Origin of the sequence: Rhodococcus koreensis (assembly GCF_900105905.1) — a bacterium.
Lineage (GTDB): Bacteria > Actinomycetota > Actinomycetes > Mycobacteriales > Mycobacteriaceae > Rhodococcus_F > Rhodococcus_F koreensis.
In genome coordinates this window covers 7132942-7147846 of record NZ_FNSV01000005.1, presented here as the reverse complement: position 1 = coordinate 7147846, position 14905 = coordinate 7132942, and the positions used below count along the sequence as shown (strand labels likewise).

General features: G+C 68.5%; 16 protein-coding genes. 4 read left to right on the top strand and 12 right to left on the bottom strand.

Translation table 11 applies throughout. The features are described from left to right. Positions 1–19: 19 nt before the first annotated feature. The 8 genes from BLV94_RS37060 to hppD form a co-directional block, all read right to left on the bottom strand. Positions 20–1342, bottom strand: coding sequence for a MinD/ParA family ATP-binding protein (locus BLV94_RS37060; RefSeq protein ID WP_072939924.1), 1323 nt, complete (start codon positions 1340–1342; stop codon positions 20–22). A 94-nt stretch (positions 1343–1436) separates the two neighbouring features. Next, the gene (ccsB, locus tag BLV94_RS37055; RefSeq protein WP_072939922.1) at positions 1437–2414 is read right to left on the bottom strand and encodes a c-type cytochrome biogenesis protein CcsB; all 978 of its coding nucleotides are present in this window, start codon (positions 2412–2414) and stop codon (positions 1437–1439) included. Beyond that, positions 2411–4075 (bottom strand): cytochrome c biogenesis protein ResB, encoded by a 1665-nt coding sequence (resB, locus tag BLV94_RS37050; protein ID WP_072939920.1) that lies wholly within the window; start codon positions 4073–4075, stop codon positions 2411–2413. The genes ccsB and resB overlap by 4 nt, the downstream gene beginning before the upstream one ends. Further along, the gene (locus BLV94_RS37045; protein ID WP_072939917.1) at positions 4072–4902 is read right to left on the bottom strand and encodes a cytochrome c biogenesis CcdA family protein; all 831 of its coding nucleotides are present in this window, start codon (positions 4900–4902) and stop codon (positions 4072–4074) included. Before BLV94_RS37045 ends, resB begins: the two co-directional genes overlap by 4 nt. After that, positions 4899–5498, bottom strand: coding sequence for a TlpA disulfide reductase family protein (locus BLV94_RS37040; RefSeq protein WP_072939914.1), 600 nt, complete (start codon positions 5496–5498; stop codon positions 4899–4901). Before BLV94_RS37040 ends, BLV94_RS37045 begins: the two co-directional genes overlap by 4 nt. After that, entirely contained in the window at positions 5495–6154 is a 660-nt protein-coding gene (locus BLV94_RS37035; RefSeq protein ID WP_043826371.1) for a histidine phosphatase family protein, read from the bottom strand. The genes BLV94_RS37040 and BLV94_RS37035 overlap by 4 nt, the downstream gene beginning before the upstream one ends. 79 nt (positions 6155–6233) lie before the next feature. Next, on the bottom strand, positions 6234–7559 hold the full coding sequence (gene hemL, locus BLV94_RS37030) for a glutamate-1-semialdehyde 2,1-aminomutase (RefSeq protein ID WP_072939911.1): 1326 nt from the start codon (positions 7557–7559) through the stop codon (positions 6234–6236). 180 nt (positions 7560–7739) lie between these two features. Then, a complete protein-coding gene (gene hppD, locus BLV94_RS37025) occupies positions 7740–8948 on the bottom strand; it encodes a 4-hydroxyphenylpyruvate dioxygenase (protein ID WP_072939908.1) in 1209 nt (402 codons plus the stop codon). 115 nt (positions 8949–9063) lie between these two features. On the opposite strand from hppD, the gene BLV94_RS37020 reads away from it, so the two are divergent. Continuing rightward, complete coding sequence (locus tag BLV94_RS37020; RefSeq protein WP_072939906.1) at positions 9064–9543, top strand: Lrp/AsnC family transcriptional regulator; 480 nt, start codon at positions 9064–9066, stop codon at positions 9541–9543. On the opposite strand, the gene BLV94_RS37015 is transcribed toward BLV94_RS37020, so the two are convergent. Continuing rightward, positions 9540–9998, bottom strand: a complete 459-nt coding sequence (locus BLV94_RS37015; protein ID WP_174705473.1) for a MarR family winged helix-turn-helix transcriptional regulator — start codon at positions 9996–9998, stop codon at positions 9540–9542. The two genes, BLV94_RS37020 and BLV94_RS37015, sit on opposite strands and share 4 nt — an antisense overlap. Positions 9999–10076: 78 nt before the next feature. Between BLV94_RS37015 and BLV94_RS37010 the strand changes: the two genes are divergently transcribed. Together BLV94_RS37010 and BLV94_RS37005 are read left to right on the top strand one after the other, a co-directional pair. After that, positions 10077–10919 carry an alpha/beta fold hydrolase gene (locus tag BLV94_RS37010; RefSeq protein ID WP_072939900.1) on the top strand — a complete coding sequence of 281 codons (843 nt, stop codon included), beginning with the start codon at positions 10077–10079 and terminating at the stop codon, positions 10917–10919. Between the two features lie 19 nt (positions 10920–10938). Continuing rightward, positions 10939–11442, top strand: coding sequence for a DUF427 domain-containing protein (locus BLV94_RS37005; protein WP_072939897.1), 504 nt, complete (start codon positions 10939–10941; stop codon positions 11440–11442). 17 nt (positions 11443–11459) lie between these two features. Here the strand turns inward: BLV94_RS37005 and BLV94_RS37000 are convergent, their stop codons facing one another. After that, complete coding sequence (locus BLV94_RS37000; protein WP_072939893.1) at positions 11460–11792, bottom strand: DUF3099 domain-containing protein; 333 nt, start codon at positions 11790–11792, stop codon at positions 11460–11462. Between the two features lie 224 nt (positions 11793–12016). On the opposite strand from BLV94_RS37000, the gene BLV94_RS36995 reads away from it, so the two are divergent. After that, the gene (locus BLV94_RS36995; protein WP_072939890.1) at positions 12017–13963 is read left to right on the top strand and encodes an acyl-CoA dehydrogenase family protein; all 1947 of its coding nucleotides are present in this window, start codon (positions 12017–12019) and stop codon (positions 13961–13963) included. On the opposite strand, the gene BLV94_RS36990 is transcribed toward BLV94_RS36995, so the two are convergent. Then, positions 13895–14230, bottom strand: a complete 336-nt coding sequence (locus BLV94_RS36990; protein ID WP_072939888.1) for a hypothetical protein — start codon at positions 14228–14230, stop codon at positions 13895–13897. The two genes, BLV94_RS36995 and BLV94_RS36990, sit on opposite strands and share 69 nt — an antisense overlap. After that, entirely contained in the window at positions 14227–14709 is a 483-nt protein-coding gene (locus tag BLV94_RS36985) for a hypothetical protein (protein ID WP_072940424.1), read from the bottom strand. Before BLV94_RS36985 ends, BLV94_RS36990 begins: the two co-directional genes overlap by 4 nt. Positions 14710–14905: the final 196 nt, after the last annotated feature.

The window sequence follows — 14905 nt, the reverse complement described above, 5'->3', positions numbered from 1 at the left end:
CACCATCGGCGTCACTGCCTCAGCGACGGTCCTGTAGCGCGAAACTCGACGCCGGGAAGTCGGAGGCCACCGCGGCGGCCAGTTCGAGGAGTGCGTTGCGCGTCTTCGGACGCAGCCGCTCGAGTTCGATCTCGGCGCCCTCTTCGAGGTGCGGGTCGAACGGAATCAGCCGCACGAGGCGGCATCGCTGCTCGAAGTGCTCGACGACCTTCGGCAGATCCACCTTGCCCGACCTGGGGCGCACCGCATTGACGACGGCCACCGACCGGGCCACGAGTTCGCGGTATCCGTGGGCGTCAAGCCAGTCGAGTGTGGCGGAGGCGCTTCGGGCGCCGTCGACGGATCCCGAACTGACCACCACGAGTGCGTCGGCCTCTTCGAGGATGGTCTGCATCGCGGAGTGCATCAGTCCGGTGCCGCAGTCGGTGAGGACGATGCTGTAGAACTTCTCGAGCATCGTGACGGTCCGCGAGTAGTCGTCGGCGCTGAACGCCTCCGAGACGGCCGGGTCGCTGTCGGATGCGAGCACCTCGAGCCGGTGCCGGCTCTGCGACGTGTAACTGCGGACGTCGCTGTACTTTTCGATGCTCTTCTCGTCGCGCAGCAGGTTCCGCACCGTCGCGGGGGTCTCGAGCGGAATCTTCTGACTCAGCGTGCCGCGGTCGGGGTTGGCGTCGACGGCGATGACGCGGTCGCCGCGCAGTGATGCGAACGTAGAGCCGAGGGTCGCGGTGGTCGTGGTCTTGCCGACTCCGCCCTTGAGGCTGAGCAGCGCGATCTTGTAGCACCCCTGCAGCGGCTGGTTGACCTGCTTGGTCAGCTCGATCCGCCGCTGTTCCTTCGCGCTGTTCCCGACGTTGATGTAGCGGCCGGACAGTTGGTACAGCGCCTTGCGCCACCCGGTGGTGGGGGCGGGCTTGACCTGCTTGAGGAGCAGCGACGTCGACAGGTCACGGGCGGACACCGCGTACTGCTGATCGGCGTTCGTGTTGTGCGGACGATTCGCGGGCTGCTGGGGCGCGAACGCACCCGGCTGCGGCGGGGGTGTGTGCTGGACCGGCGGCTGCTGCGGGGGCGTGAACGCCGCCGGCTGGGGTGCCTGAGCCTGCGGTACGGCGGGGGCAGCCGGCGCCTGCTGCGGGGCGGGGGCCTGGGTCTGCGGCCGCACGGGTGCGGCCGCGGGGGCCTGGGCGGCGGGCTGTGCGAACGGATTGGGACCCTGCGGCTGAACGTACGGGGCCTGCCGCGCGGCGTTCCAGGCGACGGTCGATCCGGTGTCGTCCGCGGGCGGATTCGATGCAGGCCGTACCGGCTCCCACATGCCGGAGTTGTTTTCGGACATGGCTGAACGTCCCCCTCGTGAAGTCTCCATCGTCCCCACCGGATCTCACCGGTCGGAGACGTCGCGGCGGAAGGATATCAGTCGGTGGCGACCGTCAGTTCAGGCCCGCGTACGAGTGCAATCCCGACACCACCATGTTGATGATGAACAGGTTGAACAGCATTGCGACGAAGCCCGCCACGTTGATCCATGCGGCCTTGGTGTCGCGCCATCCGGACGTCGCGCGGGCGTGCAGGTAGGCGGCGTAGATCACCCAGGCGATGAACGACACCGTCTCCTTGGGGTCCCAGCCCCAGAATCGGCCCCACGCCGCCTCGGCCCAGATCGCGCCGAGGATGACTCCGGCACCGAACAGCGGGAACCCGATGATGGTGGTCTTGTATGCCAGGCGGTCCAGTGTCTGCGCGTCCGGCAACCGCTCCGCGATCCGCGCGAACAGGCTCGTCCCCTCCTCGCCGTGCGGGTACCGCATGCGCAGCAGGAACAACAGGCTCGCGATGCCCGACACGAGGAACACACCGGAACCGACGCTCACGATGGTGACGTGGATCGGCAGCCAGTACGACCGCAGCGCGGGCACCACGGGTGCCGCGTCCGCGTACAGCACGGTGGCGGCGAGGAACATCAGGATCAGGACGGGAACGAGCAGGAACACCCACATCGACCGGTACGCCGGCTTCGACAGCAGTGCGAGACCGACGACGAGCGCGGCGGCGCAGGCCATGGTCACGAACTCGTACATGTTGCCGAGCGGGAACCGCTCGGTCGCGAATCCGCGCAGCACGATCGACGCGAAGATCAGTACCGTGCCGACGACGAGCACGGCGGCGCCCATGCCGCCGAAACGCTCGGACAGGGGCTTCTTCGGCTGCTCGACCACCCGACCGGGGACGTCGGGCGCTTCGGACGGGCGAGCGCCGGATCCGGCCGACACGAGTTCCCGGTCCTGCACGGCCTGCGCACGGGTGGACGCGTACTGCACGATGAGCAGCACGAGCGCCAGCACCAGCACGGTGAAGGCTGATCGGAAGGCCCAGTCGCTGTATTGCGCCAGTGTCTCGTTGGTCGTCATCGTTGGCTCTCCTGCGCGTCAGGCTTCGTGTCGTCCGTGAGCAGACGGGTGCAGAGCCGGCCGAACTCGTCGCCCCAGCCGGCCTGATCGGTCCGGGCGAGTCCACCAAGCTCTACTACAGTACGTCGTGGCCCCGGCTCGGCGGCGTCCGCGGGGTAGATGCGGGCCCAGATCCGGCGGCGCTTGACCAGCAGTGAGACGAGCAGTCCCGCCATCATCGTCAGGGCCGACACCAGCACCCACTGCTGCGCCGGGTCGTGCGACACCTGCAGGTTCACGAAGTCCACGGCGCCGTCGAACCGTACCTGGGTGCCGTCGGACAGGGTCGAGCTCTCCCCTGGCTTCAGATTCACCCGGTCCTGCTTCACGAGCCGGCCCTGGTTGATCAGTTCCGTGTTGAGCGAGAACAGCGACTGCGGGTTGCCGGTGTCGAGGCCGGTGTCGCCCTTGTAGATGTCGATGGCGACGGCCGGGTCGTTCATCGCCGGGAAACTCGACGCCAGCAGGTTGCCGTGCAGCAGCGCGGTCGGGGCGAACAGCCCCTCGATCGCGATCTGGTTCTTCCGGCGCTCGTCGGTGTCGGTGTACATGCCGCCGGGCGGGTCGAACCGCATCGCGCCGCTGCTCAGGAATGTCGTCGCGTCGTCGGGACGCCACTGCAGCGTCTCGGTGCGGGTTTCCCCGTTCGGGAACGTGACGGTGAACGTCGGCGCATACCCGTGTCCCTGAAGGTAGACGCGGTCACCCTCGACGCGCAGCGGGTGGTTGACCTGCAACTGCCCGTCCCGCCAGGTGTTCGTCTCGAGGTCGTCGCCGGCCTGGTAGGCGATGTTGGACGTGAACATCTCGGCCTGACCGCTGTCGAGGTAGTCGGCGGCGAAGTCCTTCACCTTGATGCACAGCGGCGTCATGCCGGTGCCGTCCTGGGTGTTACCCGCCTTGAACGAGTCGAACACCGCGGGCGAGGTGGTGCAGAACCCCGGACCGTTGTTGGCGACGACGATCACGTTGCCCTCGTAGCCGAACAGCTTGCCGACGGCGATCGCGACGAGCAGCGCGACGAGCGACAGGTGGAAGACGAGGTTGCCGAGTTCGCGGAAGTAGCCCTTCTCCGCGGAGATGGTGATCTCGCCGTCGTGGGCGGCCCGTTCCCCGCCCGCGCGGGTCTCGACCCGCCACCCCTTCAGGTGGGTACGGATGCGCGCGGCGAGTTCCTCCGGTGTCTCGTCGACCCGGTCCTCGTGGTGGTGCGGCAGTCGCGCGAGGTTCCGCGGGGCGGGCACCGGACGGGTGCGCAGCGCCTTGGCGTGGTCGACGCAGCGCGGCAGGATGCAGCCGACGAGGGAGACGAAGAGCAGGACGTAGATCGCGGTGAACCAGAAACTGCCGAACACGTCGAACAGTTCGAGCTTGTCCATCCACGGACCGAGGGTCGGCCGGTTCGCGATGTACTCGTCGACCTTGCCGGCGTTGAGGCTGCGCTGCGGCAGCAGCGCGCCCGGGATCGCGGCGAGGGCGAGCAGGAACAGCAGCACCAGCGCCGTGCGCATGGACGTGAGGCCGCGCCACGTGTTGCGGACCAGCGCGAACGCGCGGCCCGGCAACGATTGACGGGGCACCGGTGCGGCTTCCGGGGCCTCGGGAGTCTGGATGTCGCTCATATCGGCAGGGTCACTTCCGAGATAAAGGCGTCGCGAACCCAGCCGACGAACTGGTCCCACGCGCCGGTGACGAGGGCGATACCCACGGCCACCAGCATGATTCCGCCGAAGATTTGAATCGTGCGCGCGTTGCGGCGCAGCCAGCCGACGCCGCGCAGCGCGCGGGACGAGCCGAGCGCGAGGATCACGAACGGCAACCCGAGGCCGAGGCAGTACGCGACGATCAGGGCCACTCCGCGGGCCGCGGTGGCACCGTCGGTGCCCGCGGCGAGGGAGATGACGCCCGCCAGGGTCGGTCCGAGGCACGGCGTCCAGCCCAGCGCGAAGACGGCACCGAGCAGCGGGGCCCCGGCCAGGCTGGAGATGCGCCGCGGCTCGAGCCGGGTGTCGCGCTGCAGGGCCGGGATCAGACCGATGAACACCAGGCCCATGGCGATGGTGACCACTCCGCCGACCCGCATCAGGACGTCGCGGTTGATCGCGAGGGCCGAGATGGCGCCGAACACCGACGCGGTGGCCAGCACGAACACCACAGTGAAACCGGCGACGAACAGGGCTGCGGCGCCCGCGACCCGCAACCGTCCGTCCGACACGGTCTTCGTCCGGGTGGCTGCTTCCTCAGCGGTGACGGCCGGGGCGTCCGCACCGACGACACCCGCGAGGTAGGACAGGTAACCGGGGACGAGCGGCACGACGCACGGCGACGCGAACGACACCAGACCGGCGAGGACGCACGCGCCGAGCGCGAGCAGCAGCGGTCCGGTGGCCGCGGTGGACTGGAAGGCGTCGCCGACGCCGCCGGCGAGAAGGGCAGTGCTGGTGTTCACGATTCCTGTGCCACCCGTTCGACCACCGGCATCAGGTCCTCGACGAGCAGTTCCTTCAGGAACACCGCGGCCACGCGGTGTTCCCGGTCGAGCACGATCGTGGTGGGGATGACGCTCGTGGGGTAGTTCTGACCCAGCGCGATCATCGTCCGCATGGCGGGGTCGTAGATCGACGGGTACGACACCTTGTTGTCGATCACGAAGTCCTGCGCCTTGTCCTGCTGGTTGTCCCGCACGTTGATCCCGAGGAACGACACGCCCTGGTCCTTGGTCTCCTCGTACACCTGCTCGAGGTCGTTCGCCTCACCCCGGCACGGGCCGCACCACTGCCCCCACACGTTGAGGACCACGACCTGACCTTCGAAATCGTCGATCGAGGTGGTCCTACCGTCGGTCATCAGATCGGGTCCGGACACCGTGCCGATGGTGCCGCGGTCGGCAGGCGGGTCGTAGAAGATCTCCGTCTGACCGCCCGGCGACACGAAGTCGAACGTGCCGCCCTGGGCCACGGCGTCGTCGCCGGACGCACACGCCGACAGCGACACCGCGGCCGTACAGATCACCGCGAGAAGCCCGGCGAAGCGCCCTCGGTTCATGCCCCGGTCACCCTCGGATCCGACGCGCCCGCGGGCTCCGAGTACACGATGTCGATGAGGGTGTCGCCCTCGTAGACGAGCGACGTCAGCGACGCGAGACCGCACTGCCGGTGGCGCGGATCGTGCCACAGCCGCTCCCCCTGCAGGAACCGGCGGAGGGTCCAGACGGGGAGTTGGTGGCTGACGACGACGGCCTCGTGTCCGACCGCCGACACGCGGGCGGTGTTGACGGCGGCCAGCATGCGGTGCGCGATCTGCAGGTACGGCTCGCCCCAGGACGGTGTGAACGGGTCGCGCAGTTTCCACCAGTGCCGGGGACGGGACAGCGCGCCGTCGCCGACGGAGACCTTGAGTCCCTCGAATTCGTTGCCGGCCTCGATGAGGTTCTCGTCCGTCGCGATGTCGACGCCGTGTGCGTCGGCGATCGGGGCGGCCGTCTCCTGCGCCCGCTGCAGCGGTGAGGACACCACGTGCGTGATGTCGTGCTTGGCCAGCACCGACGCCACCGCGCGGGCCTGCGCCTCACCCGTCACCGACAGCCGGAACCCGGGGAGCCTGCCGTAGAGGATCCCTCGCGGGTTGTGCACCTCGCCGTGCCGGAGCACGTGCACGATGGTGCGGGTCTGTGTGTGGTCGGGATGATCGGCTTCGGTCACGTTGCGGTTCCTCGGGTCGGGGCGGGAGGTCAGGTGGGTGTCGGCGGCGGGGCCGCCGGCCCCCGGAGGGGAAGACTCGTCAGGGCTGGACGGCCGCGGCGGCGGCCTTCGCGGCGTGCGGCAGGGCGTCGGCGATGATCGAGAACGCTCTGTCGTCCATGGCGGCGGAGACGAACCACGCCTCGAACGCGCTCGGCGGCGGGTACACCCCGCGGGAGAGCAGTCCGTGGAAGAAGGCCGGGAAGCGCCAGGTCTGGGCGGCCTTGGCCTCGGCGTAGTTGGTGACCGGGTCTTCGCTGAAGAACACGCTGAGCATGGTGCCCGCGGTCTGCACGCGGTGCGGCACGCTCGCCGCGGTCAGTGCGTCGGACAGCAGCGTCCGCAGGGTGGCGCTGTTGCGCTCGAGGGCGTCGTACACACCCTGGTCCGCGGCGCGCAGGCTGGCGAGCCCGGCGGCGACGGCGACCGGGTTCCCGGACAGGGTGCCTGCCTGGTAGACGGGTCCGGCGGGGGCGAGGTGCGCCATGACGTCGGCGCGGCCACCGAACGCGGCGGCGGGCAGACCACCGCTCATCACCTTGCCGAACGTGTAGAGGTCGCCGGCGACGCCGTCGAGCCCGAACCAGCCGGCGGAGCTGACCCGGAATCCGGTCATCACCTCGTCCATGATGAGCAGTGCGCCGTTGTCGCGGGTCAGCTTGCGCAGGCCCTCGTTGAATCCGGGCTGCGGCGCCACCGCGCCCATGTTGCCCGCGGCGGCCTCGGTGATGACGCACGCGATCTGGCCCTCGTTCGCGGCGAAGGCCTGGGCGACGGCGTCGAGATCGTTGTAGGGCACGACGATGGTGTCCTCGGCCTGCGCGCCCGTGACGCCGGGCGACGTGGGGAGGCCGAACGTGGCCAGTCCCGAACCGGCGTCGGCGAGCAGCGCGTCGACGTGTCCGTGGTAGCAGCCGGAGAACTTGAGGACCTTGGTCCGGCCGGTGAATCCGCGGGCGAGGCGGACGGCGCTCATGGTGGCCTCGGTGCCGGAGTTGACCAGCCGCACCTTCTCCACCGGTGCGACGCGGCGGACGATCTCCTCGGCCAGTTCGATCTCGCCCTCGGTGGGCGCGCCGAACGAGAGGCCGGTGGTGGCCGCCTTCTGCACGGCCTCGACGACGGCGGGGTGCGCGTGCCCGAGGATCATCGGTCCCCAGGAGCAGATGAGGTCGACGTAGTCGTTGCCGTCGACGTCGGTGAGCGTGTAGCCGGACGCTTCCCTGATGAACCGCGGGGTGCCGCCGACCGAGTGGAACGCCCGCACCGGGGAGTTGACACCGCCGGGAATGACCAGATCAGCCCTCTCGAAGAGCTGGGCGGAGCGGGAAGCGTGCACGTCGGGGTCACCGGAGGAAACAGTCACGGCCTCCAGTGTCCCAGTTCTGTCGAATTTGCCAACGACAGGGTGTAGTGGGTGGCCAGGATCACTCTGCCCGATCCGTCGCGCCGGGACGTTCCGGGACGAGCGAGGCGAACATCGCCCGCATCGCCATCATCGCCATCATCGCCATCCGTCGATGATGCACCGCGTGCCGACCGGAGCTCACAGATTGCCGCGGGCCGCCTGTTCGCGCTCGATGGATTCGAAGAGGGCCCGGAAGTTACCTGCCCCGAACCCCAGTGATCCGTGCCGTTCGATCACCTCGAAGAACACCGTCGGCCGGTCGCCGAGCGGTTTGGTGAAGACCTGCAGGAGGTACCCGTCCTCGTCGCGGTCGACGAGGATTCCGCGTTTCTGCAGTTCCCCCACCGGCACCCGCACCGTGCCGATGCGGGCTCGGAGTTGCGGATCCTCGTAATAGGCGTCGGGGGTGGCCAGGAACTCGACGCCCTCAGCCCGCAGCGCGTCGACGGTCGCGAGGATGTCGCCGGTGGCGAGGGCAAGATGCTGGCAGCCCGGCTCACCGTAGAACTCGAGGTATTCGTCGATCTGCGACTTCTTCTTCCCCACCGCCGGTTCGTTGAGCGGGAACTTCACCCGGTGGTTGCCGTTCGCCACGACCTTCGACATGAGCGCCGAGTACTCGGTGGCGATGTCGTCGCCGACGAATTCGGCCATGTTCGTGAATCCCATGACCCGGTTGTAGAACCGCACCCAGTGATCCATCCGGCCCATCTCGACGTTGCCGACCGCATGGTCGAGCGCCTGGAACAGGCGAGCCGGTTTCCCCGGCCGCGCCGCGCAACCGCTCGAGCGCGAGACGAATCCCGGTAAGTAGGGGCCGTCGTACCGGCTGCGGTCGACGAGGGTGTGCCGGGTGCTGCCGTAGGTGGCGATCGCCGCGAGCCGCACGGTGCCGTGCTGATCGGTGACGTCGCGCGGTTCCTCGAGGATGGTGGCCCCCTGGGAGCGTGCGTGTGCGATGCAGCGGTCGACGTCGAGCACCTCCATGGCCAGGTCCACCACGCCGTCGCCATGGGCCCGGTGGTGGTCGGCGAGCGGGCTCTTCGGGTCCACGGCGCCGTGCAGCACGAACCGCGCCGTTCCGGATTCGAGGACGAACGACTTGTGCGAGCGCTGCCCGGTCTCCGGCCCGGCATAAGCGACGAGGGTCATGCCCCAGGTGGAGACGAAGTACTGCATGCTCTGCGTCGCATTGCCGCACACGAACACCACGGCGTCCATCGCGACCACGGGAAACGGGTCCGCGGTGTCGTCGTGTTCGACGAGCCCGACCAGCTGCCGGAGCTCGTCGGTCTCCAGGTGTGCGGCCACTTCGTGCGGCGTCAGGCGGATGTCGGCGATAGTCATACCCCACTGTGATCCAGCACACACCGCTGCGCAACGGTGCTTCTTGACGCTGTTCACTCTGTACAGAATGCTGGATGAAGATACGGATCGACCCTACATATTGACCAGGGACGCCATGAACATCGATCAACTCGACGCCGCACTGCTCGACCTCCTCCACGCCGAGCCGAAGGTCGGCGTGCTCGAGGCCTCGCGACGCCTGGGGGTGGCCCGCGGCACCATTCAGGCGCGACTCGACCGACTCGAACGCACCGGCGTGATCACCAGTTCGGCACCGACCCTCGACCCGGAGGCGCTGGGGTTTCCCGTGGTCGCGTTCGCCACCCTCGAGATCGCCCAGGGCAACGGACACGCCGCCGTCGTCGAGCATCTGACCGCCATTCCCGAAGTGCTGGAAGCGCACACGATCACCGGCGCCGGCGACGTCCTGGTCCGGGTGGTGGCCCGCACCCACGCCGACCTGCAGCGGGTGATCAACTCGATCGTCGACGGGCACAACGTCCTTCGTTCGTCGACGGTCATCGCGACGCAGACCCAGATCGCGCTGCGGCACGACCAGCTGGTCCGCGCCGCGGTCCCACCACCGCGCGCCTAGGGATCCTCGGAACCCAGCTCGTCCAGCAGTGCACTGAGCAGGTAGCAGGCGTCGTCGAAACGGTCGTGGCCGACGAGGCTGCCCCAGTGGCGCTCGATCTCGGCGACCCGTATCGCGGCGTCCTGCAGCGCCTGCCGCCCCCGCGTGGTCGGGACGACGAGTTTCGCCCGCCGATCCCGCGTGTCCGGCACCCGCTCGACGTACCCGAGTTCCTCGAGATCGTTGATCAGTTCGGACGCGGCGGACAGACTCAGTTCGGCCCGGGCGGCGATCTCGGTCAGCCGCCGCCCGTCCCAGCCGATGTTGCCGAAGATCTGCAGATGCGGTAGCCGGATGTCGCCGTACCCGCGCTCCGCCATGGGTTCGCTCAACTCCCGGCGGAACTCGTGCAGCAGACGGACCAGCAACTGTCCCACCGCCGGCCGATCGGTCGGCAGACCTCTTGACCGTTCCATGACACAGGAGAATACTACGGTTACCGAAGTTTCGGTTTCCGAAGCAATTCTCGAGGCGTCACTCATCTGGGGCATCCCATGGACACACGAACGATCACCCGCACGATCCCGACGAGCGTCGGGAACCTCGCCGTCCACGTCACCGGCAGCGGACCGCCGACCGTGCTCTGGCACAGCCTTTTCGTCGACTCGACGACGTGGGCTCCCCTCCGCAGCCACCTGGTCGCGGATCGGCGGCTGATCTCGATCGACGGACCCGGCCACGGGGAGAGCACCGCCGTGCAGCGACGGTTCACGCTGGAGGAGTGCGCCGCGGCGGCCGTTGCCGTCCTCGACGCGCTCGACATCATCGAACCCGTCGACTGGGTGGGCAACGCCTGGGGTGGACACGTCGGACTCGTCGCGGCCGCCCACAGTCCCGACCGGTGCCGCACCGTCGTGACGATCGGGACACCGACCCAAGCCCTCACCCGACGGGAACGCGCCAGGATCGTGCCGATGGTGTGGGCCTACCGCATCGCCGGGCCGATTCCACCGCTCACGACCGCGGTGATGAACGTCCTTCTCGGCAAAGAGCTTTCACGGACGCACCCGCAGCAGTTCCAGGCCGTCTCCCGGACCTTCCGGCAGGCGCCGCGGCGTGGCATGCACGAGGCGATGCAGTCGATCATGCTGCACCGCGAGGGGCTGGACCCGCTTCTCCCCCGGATCGGTGCACCGACGCTGATGATCGTCCCCCGCGCAGACACGATGATCTCCCTCGAGCAGGCACGTGCCGCCGCGGCGACTTTGCCGCACGGCGCGGCCACCGCGGTGGACGGCGCCGGCCACGTCACCCCACTGATCGCGGATCCGGCCACCCTCGCCGACGTGATCACCGCGTTCTGGCGCGACCCGGTGCGATACCTGGCCGCGCTGTGATCACGTCGGCGGACCTCCCGTGACGAGCGGCCGTCCGGTGCCGGACCCCGTCGGTCCGGGACAGGAGTCGGTGTGGGACTACCCGCGACCGCCCGCGGTCCGGCGGAGCGACGAGCTGGTGGAGGTGTGGTTCGGCGGACAACTCGTCGCGCGCACCCGCACCCCGTTGCGAGTGCTCGAGACGAGCCACCCGCCGACGTACTACCTGCCGCGGTCGTGCTTCGCCGACGGCGTCCTGCGTCCGGTCGCCGGGAGCACGGTGTGCGAGTGGAAGGGGCGGGCGGACTATTTCGACGTCGTCGCGGGCGGACACGTCGCCGAGCGTGCGGCGTGGCACTATCCGCGGCCGGTTGCCGGCTACGACCTCCTTCTCGGGCACGTGGCGGTCACGCCCGGACCGATGGACGGCTGTTTCGTCGACGGCGAGCGGGCGCGACCCCAGGCGGGAGGGTTCTACGGCGGATGGATCACCGATCGGGTGGTCGGCCCCTTCAAGGGTGGGCCCGACAGTCGTTTCTGGTGATCGCCGCGGTCACAGCCTCACCCACTATCGTGAGACTCGTCCTTCTCCCACGGCGGCAAGTCGTCGACGATCAGGGCGACGAACCACGGCAGCGGAAGCGACACACTGATGATCGCCACAGCCGCCCACGGGTTGCCGGTGACTCCGTAGACCACCGCCGACAGCAGGAATGCGAAAGTCCTGCCGGACGCCACGACCAGGTACTTCCGCACCCGTCGCCGATGCTGTTCCTCGAGTGACACCGACGCCGTGGTGATGCTGATCGGGTGGCGTGCGGTGCCACTCGGCGCGGAGGCCCACCGAGCGCCTGCACCTGTGACGGCGGACCGTAGTGCGTGGGAAAAGCTCACCGCACGGGAGTACCCGATACCGTCCCGGTCAGTCGCGGATGCCGCTGCGAATCCAGTGCTGGATCCGCCAGATCACGTTGTACAGGTTGAAGGGTGCGACATCGGAGGTGTCCCACTCCTAGGCGACCGCAGATGCTTAGAGCAAGAATGCTTCTCGGCGGTATCGGTATCGCCGGTTCCGCGACCGACGCCGCGCGCCTCACAGCGACGGCTACTGTCGAGTCATGGCCACCACAGCTGACCACTTGAGAAGCACACTCGACGGACGCTGGCGGGAGGTACGCGAGCGCGTCAGGGCGGAATTGTCCGGCGCCCCCGACTTCGCCCCGCACTACACCCCCGACCTCGACGAGGCCCGCGCCAAGGCGCTGGCACAGTTGCGCGTGCTCGCGAGCAACGGCTACGCGGCCGCCGGATTCGCGAAAGACCATGGTGGCACCGGTGACGCCGGCGCCGCCGTCACGAGCATCGAGATGCTGGCGATGTCCGACCTGTCGCTGATGGTCAAGGCCGGCGTGCAGTGGGGACTTTTCGGCGGCGCGATCGAGAATCTCGGCACGGCGCGCCATCACGAGGCGTACGTGAAGCGTCTCGTCGACCTGGATCTGCTGGGTTGTTTCGCGATGACGGAGACGGGTCACGGCAGCGACGTGCAGGCGCTCGAGACCACCGCCACGTACGACCCGGAGACAGCCGAATTCGTCGTCCACTCCCCCACACCGTCCTCGCGCAAGGATTACATCGGCGGCGCGGCGCAGCACGCGACGACGGCCGCGGTGTTCGCGCAGTTGATCACGGGCGGCGAGTCCCGGGGCGTGCACTGCTTCGTGGTGCCGATCCGGGACGAGGAGGGCAACGACCTCCCCGGCGTCCACACGTCGGACTGCGGCTACAAGGGTGGCCTCCCCGGGGTCGACAACGGCCGGATCACGTTCGACCAGGTGAGAATTCCGCGGGAGAACCTGCTCAACAAGTACGCCGATGTCGAGCCGGACGGCACGTACACATCACCGATCGACAACGCGAACCGCCGCTTCTTCACGATGGTGGGCACTCTCGTGCGCGGACGCGTCACCGTCGGCGGGTCCGCGGGCGCCGCCGCCCGTGTCGCGCTGTCGATCGCGACCCGTTATGCCTTGCAGCGCAGGCAGTTCAACGCGCCTCAGGCCGAGGACGAAGTGCTGCTCATGGACTATCTCGTGCACCAGCGCAGGCTGTTCCCGCTGATCGCACGCTCCTACGCACTGCAATTCGCGCAGAACGAACTCGTCGCCACGATGCACGAGATCCAGAGCCGTGACGACGCCGACCCCCAGGAACAGCGCGAACTCGAGGGCCGCGCCGCCGGGCTCAAGGTGGCGAACACCTGGCACGCCACCCGCGCGATCCAGGAGGCCCGGGAAGCGTGCGGCGGCGCCGGGTACATGGCCGAGAACCGGCTCACGGCACTGAAGGCGGACACCGACGTGTTCACCACGTTCGAGGGCGACAACCACGTCCTGACTCAGCTGGTGGCCAAGGAACTCCTCACGTCGTATGCCGACGAGGTGCGCGGCATGAGCCCCGTCGAATGGATGCGGTTCGCGGCCACGACGGTCTCCGACGTCGTCAAGAAGCGCACCGCCGCACAGCAGATCATCCAGACGATCCTCGACACGAGGCAGGACAACGAGGAGGACGGCAGCCTCTTCAACCGCGGCACCCAGCTCACGATGTTCGAGGATCGGGAGCAGTACCTGCTGTCGACCGCCGCCCGCCGCCTGCAGGGTGCGCAGAAGCGCGAGGAGAACCCGTTCGACGCCTTCAATTTCGTGCAGGATCATGTGCTGCACGCCGCGCAGGCTCACATCGACCGGATCGTGCTCGAGGCGTTCGTCGCCGGCATCGACGAGTGCGAGGACGACGAGGCCCGCGACCTGCTGAGCGATGTCTGCGACCTCTACGCGCTGAGCGTGATCGAGGAGGACAAGGCGTGGTTCATGGAACACCGGCAACTGTCGGTGGAGCGGTCGAAGGCGGTGCAGAGGGGAATCAACGAGCGGTGCCGGTCGTTGCGGCCGCACGCGCAGACGCTCATCGAGGGGCTCGGGGTTCCCGAGGCGCTACTCGGCTCCGCGATGCTCGACGGTCCCGGGACCGACACCGTCCGCAAGACCCAGATCTTCCGGTGACGGGGCCGGCTCGGCGGGTTCGCCCGCCGGGCCGGGTCGTAGCCGGCGCACCGAATCGATCACCAGCAGTCCGGCGACCGCCACCAGTGCGGCGGCGACGGCGATCCACGACCCCGAATACGCGGTGCCCTCGAACGAGGGCGCACCCGGCGCGACGGGACCGAATTCCGACATGACCCGGGCGTGGATCCAGCACCACACTGCGACGGCGAGGGCGACCACGGCGCCGAGCCACTCCGCTGCCGCCGTCACGGTCCGGCGGTTCATTCGGAAGATCCTCCCGCCGACTTCGCGAGCAGCGATTCGAGTTGCGCGCGCAGTGCCACCTCGTCCTTCGCCCACGCCTGCACGAGGGCGCCGCCCAGCAGTCGCAGTCCGATGCCCTTCCGGCGTCGCGGAACCGCGGACAGTTCGCCCAGACTCCGGGCGGTTTCCCACGGCTGCTGCTCGTACGACTCGGGGTCGGCGGGGGGCATGATCTTCAGAATCTCAGTGATCGGCAGGTCTTCGGTGCCCTGCCGCAACGACGACGTCGTGAGTTCGACGCTCGCATGCCTGCGCGCGGCCACCACCTGCACGTAGACGAACCCGCTGAGCAGCACCGCGAACAGCGACAGCGCGAACCAGTGCACCACAGGGCCGGTCAGAAGTTCGATGATCAAGGCGATCAGGCAGAACACCGGACCGAACGCCAGCATCCGCCAGCGGGCGCCCGGCTCACTGAACAGGACGGCAGTTTCGCTCACACGCTCATCCTGCGACATCGCGGTCCGCGAGGAATACGTGGGGCTCGTCAGGACAGCACGCCGGGGATCACGACGAGCAACAGAGTCAGTAGCACGAAGGCCACGATGATCGCGAACATCATTGCTTCTTTGCGAGACCCGTGTGCTCGATCGTCAGCGCGCATGGAGAAAAGTCCTTCGGTCGAAATGAAGTCTG

Coding starts and splice junctions, on each gene's coding strand:
- BLV94_RS37020 (WP_072939906.1), top strand. CDS start 9,064: ATGAACATCGATCAACTCGACGCCGCACTGCTCGACCTCCTCCACGCC.
- ccsB (WP_072939922.1), bottom strand. CDS start 2,414: ATGACGACCAACGAGACACTGGCGCAATACAGCGACTGGGCCTTCCGA.
- BLV94_RS37015 (WP_174705473.1), bottom strand. CDS start 9,998: ATGGAACGGTCAAGAGGTCTGCCGACCGATCGGCCGGCGGTGGGACAG.
- BLV94_RS36995 (WP_072939890.1), top strand. CDS start 12,017: ATGGCCACCACAGCTGACCACTTGAGAAGCACACTCGACGGACGCTGG.
- BLV94_RS37060 (WP_072939924.1), bottom strand. CDS start 1,342: ATGTCCGAAAACAACTCCGGCATGTGGGAGCCGGTACGGCCTGCATCG.
- resB (WP_072939920.1), bottom strand. CDS start 4,075: ATGAGCGACATCCAGACTCCCGAGGCCCCGGAAGCCGCACCGGTGCCC.
- BLV94_RS37010 (WP_072939900.1), top strand. CDS start 10,077: ATGGACACACGAACGATCACCCGCACGATCCCGACGAGCGTCGGGAAC.
- BLV94_RS36990 (WP_072939888.1), bottom strand. CDS start 14,230: ATGAACCGCCGGACCGTGACGGCGGCAGCGGAGTGGCTCGGCGCCGTG.
- hppD (WP_072939908.1), bottom strand. CDS start 8,948: ATGACTATCGCCGACATCCGCCTGACGCCGCACGAAGTGGCCGCACAC.
- BLV94_RS37040 (WP_072939914.1), bottom strand. CDS start 5,498: ATGAACCGAGGGCGCTTCGCCGGGCTTCTCGCGGTGATCTGTACGGCC.